This window comes from Psychromonas algarum (assembly GCF_004376845.1).
In the GTDB taxonomy this organism is placed as follows: domain Bacteria; phylum Pseudomonadota; class Gammaproteobacteria; order Enterobacterales; family Psychromonadaceae; genus Psychromonas.
The window spans coordinates 246,143-260,892 of the sequence record NZ_SNUW01000004.1 but is presented as its reverse complement, the minus strand read 5'-3'; the positions used below and the strand labels follow the sequence as shown (position 1 = coordinate 260,892).

Below are 14,750 nucleotides of genomic sequence, written 5' to 3'. Positions count from 1 at the left end.
CTCTATCTAATAAATTTGGATAGACTCTTTCTTTTTCAATTCTCTTTCAAAGTGTTAATAAAATATATGGTTATAATTTGGAATTTATCTCGTACTAGCAAGCGTATTATCAGTTTGTTTATTGATACTTTATTTATCTGTCTCGCCTTTTATTTTTCCTTCTGGGTACGCTTGGGGAAATTTGAATGGCTTATGAATGTCGAAAGTATTTATACTTTAGTTGGCACCATTGTATTAACTCTCGTCTTTTTTATTCGTCTGGGTCTATATCGAGCTGTCTTACGTTATCTTACTTTCCATGCTTTATTTGTTATTTTTATTGGCTCGTTATTATCTGCACTAGCACTTGCTCTTTTATCCTATTATTTACAATCATTTTTGCCTCGTACTGTTCCTATTATCTATTTTGCCTTTTTAGCTATTCTTTGTGGAGGTTCTCGATTAATGGTGAGAGCGCTGGTTTTTCAAGGCGATAAAAAAGGAAGAGAAAGTGTATTAATTTATGGTGCTGGCGGTGCAGGACGACAGCTAGCTTTATCTTTAAAATCTTCTGAGGAATATCGAGTTGTTGCGTTTGTTGATACAGACACAACCTTAATTGGAATGATTATACAAGGTCTATCTGTTCATCATACCGACAATATCGCCTCCCTAATTACAAAATCAGATGCTAAAAAAATATTTATTGCAGTGCCTAGTGCTTCGAGAGCCCGCCGTAAAGAAATTATTGATTCCTTAGTTCATTTACACATGGAAGTACTTAGTGTGCCTTCCATGGAAGATATTGTTTCAGGTAAAGCAAGTATTGATCAGTTAGGTGATGTACCAATTGATGATTTACTAGGCCGAGACCCAGTTGCTGCACAACAAGTACTTCTTGAGGCTAACATAAAAAATAAAGTGGTATTGGTGACTGGGGCTGGCGGGTCAATTGGTTCTGAATTATGCCGACAAATTATTAAAGGGGATCCTTCAGCGATTATATTATTTGAGCGTTCAGAGTTTGCTTTATATAAAATTGAAAATGAATTAACACAACTTGCAGCAGAAGCTAATAAGACTATTAGAATAGTGCCACTGCTTGGCTCTGTTCAACACTACAATCGTTTAACTATGGTGATGACAACTTTTAATGTTAATACTGTTTATCATGCAGCAGCTTATAAACATGTACCTTTAGTTGAATTTAATGTTGCAGAAGGTATTCAAAATAATGTTTTTGGTACTTATTTTACAGCTAAAGCTGCAATTGAAAGTAAGGTTGAGTCTTTTGTATTAATTTCGACAGATAAAGCTGTGCGTCCAACCAATGTGATGGGCACAACTAAAAGGCTTGCTGAATTAGGGTTGCAAGCCTTAGCCGAACAAGAGCATGAAAAAGTTAATGGAACTCGCTTTTGTATGGTTCGTTTCGGTAATGTACTTGGTTCTTCAGGCTCTGTTATTCCATTATTTAAAAAGCAAATTTTAAAAGGGGGGCCTTTAACGGTTACTCACCCTGATATTACTCGTTTCTTCATGACGATTCCTGAAGCCGCTCAACTTGTTATTCAGGCTGGGGCCATGGGGAAGGGGGGCGATGTATTTATTCTTGATATGGGAGATTCAGTTAAAATAATTGATTTAGCTAAGAATCTAATTCGCTTATCTGGACTTGACGTTAAATGTGAAGATAATCCACTTGGTGACATTGAAATTAAATTTACAGGTTTGCGCCCTGGTGAAAAATTATATGAAGAGTTATTAATTGGTGGTGATGTTGGTAAAACAGCTCATGAAAGGATCATGACAGCCCAAGAGTTTTATCTACCATTGAATGAATATGTCGATATATTAGAAAAATTAGATGATGCTTGTAAGCATTTTGATCATGAACTGATACGCAAAATATTACTCTCTACGCCAACAGGTTTTGAACCAAGTGATGGTATTGGTGATTTAGCTTGGAATGAGAAATTAGCTTCATCAAAACAAAAAGTAGATAAATGTTTTGATGAGGTTGCAAAGTTAGCGATACAAAATGATATTAAAAAATAACGCTTTAAATTAATAACTGCTTTTGTGGTTCTTTCTAAGTCGTATTTTCCAACTTCTGCATGCGAAGCAAAATTTGTAAGTTACTGCTCTTTTAAATTATCACATTGTTGTTTTTGATTCTTATTTTCATCGATTTTCATTTTATTCGCTCTTTATGGATAAGAATCAAGTTTTTTACGTATTATCAGGTTACAAAGGACAGAAAAATCCTTATACTGACGTGCTTTATTTCTAGGTGACGATTTTTAGCAAGTGTAAAATAGTCTGTCATCTATTAAGCAATCATCAATATGGATGGTTGTTTTACCTCTTAGCAACTGATGCTAAGAACGGTATTATTAATTTTAACAGTGGATACAAAGAGTTATGAGTACAGTAAATTCTGAAAACAGCAAAAGCTCACTTGATGGGTTGAAATGGACTATCACCGTTCTTTTATTAGCAGCAATTATTGTTGGTAATTATATTTACGGCGAAGAAACGCATGTTGTATTACGTGTGGCAATACTTTTATTCTTAGCTGCTTTAGCACTTCTTTCTGCTGCATTTACTGAAAAAGGTAAAACATTTGTTGGTTTTGCTAAAGACTCGCGTCTTGAAGTACGTAAAGTTGTTTGGCCAACACGCCAAGAAACAGTTCAAACTACATTAATCATCTTAGCTGTATCAACAATTGTTGGTTTAGTGCTATGGGGTCTTGATGGCATTTTTGTTCGTATCGTTTCGTTTATCACTACCTCTATTTAAGGGTTTATTATGACTGAAGAAGTTCAAAAAAAGAGATGGTACGTAGTACAAGCATTCTCTGGTTATGAAGGGCGTGTTCAAAAAACATTAGTAGAGCATATTCGTTTAAACGAAATGGAAGAGCACTTCGGGCAAATCTTAGTTCCTACTGAAGAAGTGGTTGAAATGCGTGCCGGTCAGAAACGTAAGAGTGAACGCAAGTTCTTCCCAGGTTACGTTTTAGTTGAAATGGCGATGAATGATGATAGCTGGCATTTAGTGAAAAGTATCGACCGTGTTATGGGCTTTATTGGTGGTACAGCAGAACGTCCTGCTCCTATCTCTCAAAAAGAAGTAGATAATATTCTTAATCGTTTACAAGATTCTCATGATTCACCACGTCCACGTACCTTGTTTGAAGCAGGTGAAATGGTTCGCGTTACTGATGGTCCATTTGCAGATTTCTCTGGTACAGTTGAGGAAGTTGATTACGATAAAAGTCGCTTGAAAGTATCGGTTTCTATCTTTGGTCGTGCAACACCAGTTGAACTTGAGTTTTCTCAAGTTGAAAAAGACTAATGAAATAATAGGGTAAAATCTATTGTTGAATTCAAAAGCCAATAAGTTGATTCTTATTGGCTTTTTTGTTTTTAGTGATTGAATAGTTATATTTGTTTTTAGGTGGATTGAAAACCACGCCCAGTGTTTTTGTGGTGTTATCTTGGGGTGCAGGATTTATCCTGCTGATTGTTAGGTAGTTTGAAAGCTAGGCTCTCATTAGTTCTTTTTTAAAATTCACACTTATTAGTCTCGCCTAAACAGAATTATTATTTTCGTTCAAAAAAACACCAAAAAGCCTTGTGAAGAAGGTCATATTACAGGTATAATTCGCCGCCCTTTTTATTTGTTGTATCAAAGCGATTTGTTATGACAAAACAAAAGAACTGAGTATGTTGCAATAATGCAGATACTTATGAATTAATCGGGAAGCTGTTTTTATATCAGCGTTATACCCAAACAAAGGTAATATATCATGGCTAAGAAAGTAACCGCATATATCAAGCTGCAAGTTTCAGCTGGTATGGCAAACCCGTCACCACCAGTTGGTCCTGCACTTGGTCAACACGGTGTTAACATCATGGAATTCTGTAAAGCATTCAATGCAAAAACAGAATCTCAAGAAAAAGGCGCTCCAGTACCTGTAGTAATTACAGTATATGCTGACCGTTCTTTTACGTTCGAAACTAAGACTCCACCTGCATCTTACTTACTTAAGAAAGCTGCCGGCATCAAATCTGGTTCTGCTGTACCTAACAAAGATAAAGTAGGTAAAGTAACAGTTGCTCAACTTGAAGAAATCGCTAAAGCGAAAGAAGTTGATTTAACGGGTGCCGATCTTGAAGCGATGGTACGTTGTATTGCGGGTTCTGCTCGTTCTATGGGTCTGGAAGTAGAGGGTTAATACAATGGCTAAATTATCTAAACGCATGACAGCTATCCGTGCAGAAGTAGACGGAACTAAAGAATACGAAATCAATGAAGCAGTAGCACTTTTACAAAAGTTTGCTACAGCTAAATTCAGCGAAAGCATTGATGTTGCAGTTAACCTAGGTGTTGATCCTCGTCGTAGTGATCAAAACGTTCGTGGCGCAACTGTATTACCACACGGTACTGGCCGTGAAGTTCGTGTTGCTGTATTCACACAAGGCGCTAACGCTGAAAAAGCATTAGAAGCTGGTGCGGATATCGTTGGTATGGACGATCTTGCTGCTAAAGTTAAAGCTGGCGAAATGGATTTTGACGTTGTAATTGCATCACCAGACGCTATGCGTGTTGTTGGTCAATTAGGTCAAATCTTAGGTCCACGTGGCCTAATGCCTAATCCGAAAGTGGGTACTGTAACTCCTAACGTTGCTGAAGCAGTTAAAAATGCTAAAGCTGGTCAGGTTCGTTACCGTAACGACAAGAATGGTATTATCCATTCTACAATCGGTAAAGCTACGTTCTCTGCTGATCAAATTAAAGAAAACCTAGAAGCTCTAATCGTTGCGCTTAAAAAAGCAAAACCATCTGGCGCTAAAGGTCAATTTATCAAGAAAGTTTCTCTATCTACAACTATGGGTGCTGGTGTTAAAATCGACCAAGCAACTTTAGTAACAGTAGTAGCGTAATTTTTTATAGTCATTTGCTGATAAATCACTAAGTGACTATACAAGGTCGGGTATTATTTGTATAATACGCGACCTTACTTTGGAGGGCCTTAGGTCTCTTCTTAGACCGCAGGCGTTAAATCCTTGATTTAACTTAATTTCCTGCGTAGATGGTACCGGACCCCAGAAAGATTATTCTACTGGATCCGTAACCGAAATAGTGCCTCATCATTAGATGGGGGTGTTTATCTAGGGTAAAACCTAGTGGAATCCAGGAGTAAAACCAAATGGCATTAAGACTCGAAGACAAACAAGCTATTGTTGCTGAAGTCAACGAAGCTGCTAAAGGCGCTCTGTCTGCTGTAACTGCCGATTCACGCGGTGTAACAGTAGGTGCAATGACTGAACTTCGTGCAAAAGCACGTGCAAACGGTGTATTTTTACGTGTAATTCGTAATACATTAGCACGTCGTGCAGTTGAAGGTACAGACTTCGCATGTCTGACAGAAACGTTTACAGGTCCTACTATCCTTGCATTTTCAAACGAACATCCAGGTGCTGCAGCACGTCTTTTAAAAGACTTCGCTAAAGCAAATGAAAAGTTTGAAATTAAAGGGCTAGCATTTGAAGGCGAATTTATTGAAGCCGCTCAAATCGACCGTTTAGCGACACTACCAACATACGACGAAGCAATTGCGAAACTGATGGCTACTATGAAAGAAGCTGCAGCTGGCAAACTTGTACGTACTCTGGCTGCTATTCGCGACCAGAAAGAAGAATCTGCAGCGTAATTGCTGTAATACCATTTTATAATCTATATATAGGAATTGACTCATGTCTCTTACTAAAGACCAAATCATTGATGCTGTTGCAGAACTATCTGTAATGGAAGTTGTTGAACTAATCGAAGCAATGGAAGAAAAATTCGGTGTATCTGCTGCTGCTGTTGCTGCAGGTCCTGCTGCTGCAGGCGAAGCTGCTGCTGAGCAAACTGAATTCAACCTAGTACTTACTGCTTTCGGTGAGAACAAAGTTAAAGCAATCAAAGCTGTACGTGGCATCACAGGTCTAGGCCTGAAAGAAGCTAAAGCTGCTGTTGAAGCATGCCCAGCGGTACTTAAAGAAGGTATCGAGAAAGCTGAAGGTGAAGCATTCATCAAAGAGCTTGAAGAAATCGGTGCAACTGCTGAACTTAAATAAGTTAGTTTTTCTAACTTAATAGCTATGCAAATAGCTTTGGCTGGTGATTATTTAATCACCGGCCTTTTTGCGCTATAGGATACCGTGATTTATCATTATTTTTTACGGTCATCGGACGCTTAAGGTGATGTTATAGAACGCATCATTAACACCAAAATAATGTGCCGCCGTTGTCATACACTAAGATTCAAACCAAGTAAGACAACTATGACCAATTTTATCAGCGAGCAAAGGAACCACATGGGTTACTCTTATACTGAGAAAAAACGTATTCGTAAGGATTTTGGGAAACGTCCACAAGTTATGGAAAAACCATACTTGTTGGAAATTCAACTAGATTCATTCAAACGATTCATTGAAGTCGATTTAACTGGGGAAGTTGGTCTAGAAGCTGCTTTTAACAGCATCTTCCCAATCGCTAGTTATTCAGGCACGTCGGAACTGCAATATGTAAGTTACCGTTTAGGTGAGCCTGTTTTTGATGTGAAAGAATGCCAAATCCGCGGAGTTACATACTCTGCCTCTTTGCGTGTAAAATTACGTCTTGTTATTTACGACCGTGATGCACCAGCAGGTACGGTTAAAGATATCCGCGAACAAGAAGTTTACATGGGCGAAATGCCTCTTATGACTGAAAACGGTACTTTTGTAATCAATGGTACTGAGCGTGTTATTGTTTCTCAATTACATCGTTCTCCTGGCGTTTTCTTTGACCATGATAAAGGCAAAACTCACAGTTCGGGTAAAGTGTTATATAACGCACGAGTTATCCCTTACCGTGGTTCTTGGTTAGATTTCGAATTCGACCCTAAAGATAACTTATTTGTACGTATTGACCGCCGTCGTAAATTACCGGCAACGATCATGTTACGTGCGCTTGAGTACACTACAGAACAAATCCTAGATATCTTCTTTGATACAACTGAGTTTGTTGTTAAAGATGGTGTTATTACGATGGCATTGATTGCAGACCGTTTACGTGGTGAGCAATTAAACTTTGATGTTATCAGTAAAGGCAAAACGTACGTTGAAGCTGGCAAGCGTATTACCGCTCGTCATATTCGCGATCTTGAAAAAGCTGGCGTGAAAAGCATCGAAGTACCGTTTGAGCATTTAGAAGGTAAAGTTGCAGCAAAAGATTACATCAGTAGCGAAACTGGCGAAATCATTGTTAATGCAAATGATATCTTTACGCTTGAGTTATTAGCAGAGCTAGCACAGTCTGGTATTAAAAAATTCGAAGCGATTTATACAAATGAATTAGATTGTGGTTCATTTATCTCAGACACATTACGTGTTGATTCTTCAACTAACCGTTTAGAAGCGTTAGTAGAAATCTACCGTATGATGCGTCCTGGTGAGCCACCAACAAAAGATGCTGCAGAAGGTTTATTCCAAAACTTATTCTTTGCAGAAGAACGTTATGACTTATCTAAAGTAGGTCGTATGAAGTTCAATCGCCGTGTAAACATTGAAGGCGATGAAGGTCCTGGTATTCTATCTAACGAAGATATCTTAAGTGTTATGAAAACACTGATCGATATTCGTAACGGTAATGGCGAAGTTGATGATATCGATCACCTTGGTAACCGTCGTATTCGTTGTGTAGGTGAAATGGCTGAAAACCAATTCCGTGTTGGTTTAGTACGTGTTGAACGTGCCGTTAAAGAACGTCTATCATTAGGCGATCTTGATGCAACTATGCCGCAAGACTTGATCAATGCAAAACCTATCTCAGCTGCTGTTAAAGAGTTCTTTGGTTCATCACAACTGTCTCAGTTCATGGATCAAAATAACCCATTATCAGAAGTAACACACAAACGTCGTATCTCTGCATTAGGCCCTGGTGGTTTAACACGTGAACGTGCTGGTTTTGAAGTACGTGACGTACACGCAACTCACTATGGTCGTTTATGTCCTATCGAAACGCCTGAGGGACCAAACATCGGTCTTATCAACTCGTTAGCGACTTTCTCTCGTACTAACAGTTACGGTTTCTTAGAAACGCCTTACCGTAAAGTTATCGATGGTAAACCTTCTGATCAAGTTGAATACTTATCAGCTATCGAAGAGGGTACATTCGTTATCGCACAGGCATCAGCTAACACTGATGAGAATGGCATGCTTAACGAAGAGATGATCCCTTGTCGTCATAAAGGTGAAACAACCTTTATGGGTGCTGCAGATATCGATTATATGGATGTGTCACCACAACAGATCATTTCTGTTGCTGCGTCACTTATCCCGTTCTTAGAACATGATGATGCTAACCGTGCCTTAATGGGTGCGAACATGCAACGTCAAGCGGTTCCTACTTTACGTGCTGATAAGCCATTAGTAGGTACTGGTATCGAACGTCGTCTTGCTATTGACTCTGGTGTTACCATTATCGCGAAACGCGGTGGTGTAATCGATTACGTTGATGCATCTCGTATCGTTGTTAAAGTTGCTGATGATGAATTAGTTGCTGGTGAAGCCGGTATCGATATCTACAACTTAACTAAATACACTCGTTCGAATCAGAATACTTGTATTAACCAAAAACCAACGTGTAAACCAGGCGAGCCAATTGTTCGCGGTGACGTATTAGCAGATGGTCCATCTACTGATATGGGTGATTTAGCACTTGGTCAAAACATGAAGATTGCTTTCATGCCTTGGAATGGTTACAACTTTGAGGATTCAATCCTTATTTCTGAGCGTGTATCTCAAGAAGATCGTTTCACTACGATCCATATCCAAGAGTTCTCATGTATTGCACGTGAAACTAAATTGGGTACTGAAGAGATCACTGCTGATATCCCTAACGTTGGTGAATCTGCATTAAGCAAACTAGATGAATCTGGTATTGTTTACGTAGGTGCTGAAGTTAAACCAGGTGATATCTTAGTAGGTAAAGTAACACCTAAGGGTGAAACACAACTTACGCCAGAAGAGAAACTATTACGAGCTATCTTCGGTGAGAAAGCGTCAGATGTTAAAGACAGCTCTCTACGTGTTTCTAACTCTACATACGCAACAGTAATTGACGTTCAAGTCTTTACTCGTGATGGTGTTGAGAAAGATAAACGCGCACTTGAAATCGAAGAAATGCAATTGAAAGCGGCTAAGAAAGATTTAACTGAAAAGTTCAATATCTTACAAGGCGCTATTTACGAAAAAGCATTAAATCTACTCGTTTCTGCTGGTCAAGAAGAAGCACGCTTACTACAAATGCCTAAAGCACAGTGGTTTGATATCGTACTTTCTGATGATGAGAAGCAAACACATTTAGATCAAATCAGTGCTCAAAACGATGAAATTAAAGCAGACTTTGATAAAGAGTTTGATATTAAACGTCGTAAGATCACTCAAGGTGATGATTTAGCACCGGGTGTTCAAAAAATTGTTAAGGTTTACCTAGCGGTACGTCGTCGCCTACAACCAGGTGATAAAATGGCGGGTCGTCACGGTAACAAAGGTGTTATCTCAAACATCGTACCTGTAGAAGATATGCCACACGATGAGTTTGGTGTTCCAGTTGATATCGTACTTAACCCACTGGGTGTACCATCACGTATGAACATCGGTCAGATCCTTGAAACTCATTTAGGTCTAGCTTGTAAAGGTGTTGGTGAGAAACTAGAGCGCATGATCAAAGATCAGCGTGATGTTGAAATGAGCAAAGTACGTGAATTCGTACAAAAACTTTACTCATTTGGTGATGCACCTTGTCATGTTGACTTAAATGAATTTGATGACGAAGCAGTAATGCGTCTTGCTAAAAACCTATACAAAGGTTTACCAGTAGCAACACCTGCGTTCGATGGTGCTCACGAAAGTGAAATCCGTGAACTATTACGTTTAGCTGATTTACCAGAGTCTGGTCAATTACAGTTAACTGATGGTCGTACAGGTATCGAATTCGAACGTAGAACAACCGTTGGTTACATGTACATGCTTAAATTGAATCACTTAGTTGATGATAAAATGCATGCACGTTCAACTGGTTCTTACAGCTTGGTTACTCAGCAACCACTTGGTGGTAAAGCTCAGTTCGGTGGCCAGCGTTTCGGTGAGATGGAAGTATGGGCACTAGAAGCTTACGGTGCTGCTTACACTCTACAAGAAATGCTAACGGTTAAATCGGATGATGTGAATGGTCGTACTAAGATGTATAAAAACATCGTAGACGGTGACCATAGAATGGAACCTGGCATGCCAGAATCATTCAACGTATTGTTGAAAGAGATCCGTTCATTAAGCATCAACATCGAGTTAGATGAAGAAAACGGCTAAGCACTAAGCAGTCGGCTTAAGTAAATATGTGGCGTCTTGTCTTGTTTTAAGAACAAGACGCCTAGTTTTAACTCCTAATAGGAGAGTAGCGTGAAAGACTTACTCAAGTTTTTAAAGCAACAAAATAAAACCAAAGAATTCGATGGTATTAAAATTGGTTTAGCATCACCTGAAATGATCCGTTCATGGTCTTTTGGTGAAGTTAAAAAACCTGAAACCATTAACTACCGTACATTTAAACCTGAACGTGAAGGTTTATTCTGTGCACGTATCTTTGGTCCTATCAAAGATTACGAATGTTTATGTGGTAAATACAAACGCCTTAAACATCGTGGTGTTATTTGTGAAAAATGTGGTGTTGAGGTTACTCAAGCTAAAGTTCGTCGTGACCGTATGGGACACATCGAATTAGCATCACCTGTTGCACACATTTGGTTCCTTAAATCACTTCCGTCTCGTATTGGCTTAATGCTTGATATGACGTTACGTGACATCGAACGTATCCTATATTTTGAATCATTCGTGGTTGTTGAACCAGGTATGACGGATCTTGAGCGTGGCCAAATTCTTCTTGAAGAAGAGTACTTGGACAACCTAGAGCAATGGGGCGATGAGTTTGATGCAATGATGGGCGCAGAAGCCGTATTTGCATTACTTAAGCAACTAGATCTAGAACATGAGATCAAAGGCATGCGTGAAGAATTAGAAACCACTAATTCTGAAACTCGCCGTAAAAAATTAACAAAACGTCTGAAATTGGTTGAGTCTTTCCACCAATCTTCAAACAAACCAGAGTGGATGATCTTAACAGTACTTCCAGTACTACCACCTGATTTACGTCCTCTAGTACCACTAGACGGCGGACGTTTTGCGACATCTGACTTAAATGACTTATACCGTCGTGTTATTAACCGTAATAACCGTCTAAAACGTCTTTTAGAATTAGCTGCACCAGATATCATCGTACGTAATGAAAAACGTATGTTACAAGAATCTGTTGATGCGTTATTAGATAATGGTCGTCGTGGCCGAGCTATTACTGGTTCGAACAAGCGTCCTCTAAAATCGCTTGCAGATATGATCAAAGGTAAGCAAGGTCGTTTCCGTCAAAACTTACTAGGTAAACGTGTAGATTACTCTGGTCGTTCTGTAATCACAGTTGGTCCAACACTACGTTTACATCAATGTGGTCTTCCTAAGAAGATGGCATTAGAGCTATTTAAACCATTCGTATACGGTAAGCTAGAAGCATTAGGTCTTGCTACTACTATTAAAGCGGCTAAGAAATTAGTTGACCGTGAAGGTGGTGAAGTTTGGGACATCCTAGAAGGTGTTATCCGTGAACATCCAGTGCTACTTAACCGTGCACCAACACTTCACAGACTAGGTATCCAAGCATTTGAGCCTGTATTAATCGAAGGTAAAGCGATTCAATTACATCCATTGGTTTGTGCGGCATACAACGCCGATTTCGATGGTGACCAAATGGCGGTACACGTACCGTTAACAATTGAAGCGCAGCTTGAAGCTCGTACGTTAATGATGTCTACGAATAATATCTTATCACCTGCAAATGGTGATCCGATTATCGTACCTTCACAAGACGTTGTATTAGGTTTGTACTACATGACACGTACTCGCATTAATGCGCGTGGCGAAGGCATGTACTTCCAAAGTGCAAAAGAAGCTGAAAAAGCATACCGTGCAGGTGTTGTTGATTTACAAGCGATTGTTAAAGTACGTATGACTCAAGTTCATATTGCTGAAGACAAATCTCGTACATCAACTACAGCACTAGTTGAAACAACAATTGGTCGTGCCATTCTGTCTCTTATCATGCCAGAAGGTTTACCATTTGAGCATGTTGACTTAAACATGGGCAAAAAAGCAATCTCTAACGTGTTGAATGCTTGTTACCGTTTATTAGGTATTAAAGACACAGTTATTTTTGCTGACCAATTAATGTACACAGGTTTTGAATACGCTACATTGTCAGGTGCTTCTGTTGGTATCGACGATATGGTTATTCCTGCAGCTAAGAAACACTTAGTTGAAGAAGCTGAAGCTGAAGTATTAGAAATCCAAGAGCAATTCCAAGCTGGTCTTGTGACTGCGGGTGAGCGCTACAATAAAGTTATCGATATCTGGGCAAGTGCGAATGAGCAAGTTGCTAAAGCGATGATGGAAAACCTTTCTAAAGAAACTGTGTTAACAGCGAAAGGCGAAGAAGCGGTACAAGATTCGTTTAACAGTGTTTACATGATGGCCGATTCTGGTGCACGTGGTAGTGCCGCTCAGATCCGTCAGCTAGCTGGTATGCGTGGTCTGATGGCTAAACCGGATGGTTCAATCATCGAAACACCTATCGTAGCTAACTTCCGTGAAGGTCTAAACGTACTTCAGTACTTTATCTCGACGCATGGTGCACGTAAAGGTTTGGCCGATACAGCACTTAAAACAGCAAACTCGGGTTACCTAACTCGTCGTCTTGTTGATATTGCTCAAGATTTAGTTATCACAGAAAAAGATTGTGGTAGTGAAGAAGGTCTATTAGTTACACCGTTAATTCAAGGTGGTGACGTTGTTGAACCACTTCGTGAACGTGTACTAGGTCGTGTTGTTGCTCGTGACATCATCAAACCAGGTACTGATAACGAAGTATTAATCAAACGTAATGTATTACTTGATGAGAAGAAGTGTGACTTAATCGAAGAAGCATCTGTTGACCAAGTATGGGTTCGCTCAGTAATTACTTGTAATACAGACTTTGGTGCTTGTGCTCAATGTTACGGTCGTGATTTGGCTCGTGGACACATGGTTGGTCAAGGCGAAGCAGTTGGTGTTATGGCCGCTCAGTCTATCGGTGAACCTGGTACACAGTTAACGATGCGTACGTTCCACATCGGTGGTGCAGCATCGCGTTCTGCATCTGAAAACAGCATTCAAGTTAAAAATACAGGTAAAGTTAAATTACATAACGCTAAGTTTGTAATTAACTCTGACCAAAAAGTAGTTGTTACTTCTCGTTCAACAGAATTAACAGTTATTGATGAGTTAGGCCGTACTAAAGAGAATCACCGTCTACCTTACGGTGCTGTTCTTGAGAAGCAAGATGGTACAGCAATTACTGCTGGTGAAATCATTGCTAACTGGGACCCGCATACACATCCAATCATTACGGAAGTGGAAGGTAAGATTGAATTCTTAGACTTCATTGAAGGCGTGACAATTAACAAACAAACTGATGAATTAACTGGTTTATCAAGTATTGTTGTTATTGACCCTGCACAACGTCCAAGTGCTGGTAAAGAAATGCGTCCAATGGCTAAACTAGTTGATGCTAAAGGTAATGATTTATTCATTCCTGGTACTGATGTTGCTGCTCAATATGCACTTCCTGCAAAAGCTATCGTTAGTCTAGAAGATGGTGCTCAAGTACGAGTGGGTGATGCGGTTGCTCGTATTCCTCAAGAAAGCTCGAAAACTCGTGATATCACGGGTGGTCTACCTCGCGTAGCCGACTTGTTTGAAGCGCGTACTCCTAAAGATGCGGCTATCTTAGCTGAAGTATCTGGTACATTAGCATTTGGTAAAGAAACGAAAGGTAAACGTCGTTTAGTTATCACTCAAGCTAATGGCGATGTATATGAAGAGATGATCCCTAAATGGCGTCACCTAAACATCTTCGAAGGTGAGAAGATTGAAAAAGGTGAGGTTATTTCTGATGGTCCTGAGTCTCCTCATGACATCCTTCGTCTACGTGGTATTAGCCCAGTGGCTAACTACATCACTAACGAAGTACAAGAAGTTTACCGTCTACAAGGCGTAAAAATTAACGATAAACACATTGAAGTTATCGTTAACCAAATGCTACGTAAATGTATCATCACTGATGCTGGCGATACTTCGTTCTTAGCAGGTGAGCAAGCTGAAGTTGTACGTGTTGTTATTGAAAACCGTCGCTTAGAAGCTGAAGGTAAAAACTTAGCTAAGTTTGAATACCAGTTATTAGGTATTACTAAAGCATCACTAGCAACTGAATCATTTATTTCAGCTGCATCTTTCCAAGAAACGACTCGTGTTCTTACGGAAGCTGCTGTTGCAGGTAAATGTGACCAATTACATGGCTTGAAAGAGAATGTAATCGTAGGTCGCTTGATTCCAGCTGGTACTGGTTTTGCACATCACCGTACTCGTGCTGCAGCTAAAGCGAAAGAGCTTGAACCTGTAACAGATGAGCCAATCATCGATGTTGAAGCTGCTGAGCAAAACTTAGCAGACTTACTAAACGCCGTTGATTTTGGTGAGTAAGATTTCCTAGCGGAATCAAACTGATGTTTAATAAAAAGGTGCTTCGGC

Annotated in this window: 9 protein-coding genes; all 9 read left to right on the top strand. The window is 39.6% G+C overall.

Translation table 11 applies throughout. From position 1 onward, the window contains the following. Nucleotides 1–66 precede the first annotated feature (66 nt). Entirely contained in the window at nt 67–2,037 is a 1,971-nt protein-coding gene (locus tag E2R68_RS04930; RefSeq protein WP_134276387.1) for a polysaccharide biosynthesis protein, read from the top strand. Between the two features lie 366 nt (nt 2,038–2,403). Continuing rightward, a complete protein-coding gene (gene secE, locus E2R68_RS04925; RefSeq protein WP_134276386.1) occupies nt 2,404–2,784 on the top strand; it encodes a preprotein translocase subunit SecE in 381 nt (126 codons plus the stop codon). Between the two features lie 9 nt (nt 2,785–2,793). Further along, complete coding sequence (nusG, locus tag E2R68_RS04920) at nt 2,794–3,342, top strand: transcription termination/antitermination protein NusG (RefSeq protein ID WP_134276385.1); 549 nt, start codon at nt 2,794–2,796, stop codon at nt 3,340–3,342. A gap of 454 nt (nt 3,343–3,796) precedes the next feature. Beyond that, nucleotides 3,797–4,225, top strand: coding sequence for a 50S ribosomal protein L11 (gene rplK / locus E2R68_RS04915; RefSeq protein ID WP_025565261.1), 429 nt, complete (start codon nt 3,797–3,799; stop codon nt 4,223–4,225). A 4-nt stretch (nt 4,226–4,229) separates the two neighbouring features. Then, nucleotides 4,230–4,934, top strand: coding sequence for a 50S ribosomal protein L1 (gene rplA / locus E2R68_RS04910; RefSeq protein ID WP_134276384.1), 705 nt, complete (start codon nt 4,230–4,232; stop codon nt 4,932–4,934). Between the two features lie 266 nt (nt 4,935–5,200). Beyond that, a complete protein-coding gene (gene rplJ, locus E2R68_RS04905) occupies nt 5,201–5,704 on the top strand; it encodes a 50S ribosomal protein L10 (protein WP_134276383.1) in 504 nt (167 codons plus the stop codon). A 43-nt stretch (nt 5,705–5,747) separates the two neighbouring features. Further along, the gene (rplL, locus tag E2R68_RS04900; protein ID WP_134276382.1) at nt 5,748–6,113 is read left to right on the top strand and encodes a 50S ribosomal protein L7/L12; all 366 of its coding nucleotides are present in this window, start codon (nt 5,748–5,750) and stop codon (nt 6,111–6,113) included. A gap of 240 nt (nt 6,114–6,353) precedes the next feature. Then, nucleotides 6,354–10,391 (top strand): DNA-directed RNA polymerase subunit beta, encoded by a 4,038-nt coding sequence (gene rpoB, locus E2R68_RS04895; protein ID WP_134276381.1) that lies wholly within the window; start codon nt 6,354–6,356, stop codon nt 10,389–10,391. A 90-nt stretch (nt 10,392–10,481) separates the two neighbouring features. Then, the gene (gene rpoC, locus E2R68_RS04890) at nt 10,482–14,702 is read left to right on the top strand and encodes a DNA-directed RNA polymerase subunit beta' (RefSeq protein ID WP_134276380.1); all 4,221 of its coding nucleotides are present in this window, start codon (nt 10,482–10,484) and stop codon (nt 14,700–14,702) included. The last annotated feature ends 48 nt before the right edge of the window (nt 14,703–14,750 follow it).

Excerpts from the sequence above, each read along its gene's own strand:
- E2R68_RS04930 (WP_134276387.1), top strand. The coding sequence starts at position 67 with ATGGTTATAATTTGGAATTTATCTCGTACTAGCAAGCGTATTATCAGT.
- secE (WP_134276386.1), top strand. The coding sequence starts at position 2,404 with ATGAGTACAGTAAATTCTGAAAACAGCAAAAGCTCACTTGATGGGTTG.
- nusG (WP_134276385.1), top strand. The coding sequence starts at position 2,794 with ATGACTGAAGAAGTTCAAAAAAAGAGATGGTACGTAGTACAAGCATTC.
- rplK (WP_025565261.1), top strand. The coding sequence starts at position 3,797 with ATGGCTAAGAAAGTAACCGCATATATCAAGCTGCAAGTTTCAGCTGGT.
- rplA (WP_134276384.1), top strand. The coding sequence starts at position 4,230 with ATGGCTAAATTATCTAAACGCATGACAGCTATCCGTGCAGAAGTAGAC.
- rplJ (WP_134276383.1), top strand. The coding sequence starts at position 5,201 with ATGGCATTAAGACTCGAAGACAAACAAGCTATTGTTGCTGAAGTCAAC.
- rplL (WP_134276382.1), top strand. The coding sequence starts at position 5,748 with ATGTCTCTTACTAAAGACCAAATCATTGATGCTGTTGCAGAACTATCT.
- rpoB (WP_134276381.1), top strand. The coding sequence starts at position 6,354 with ATGGGTTACTCTTATACTGAGAAAAAACGTATTCGTAAGGATTTTGGG.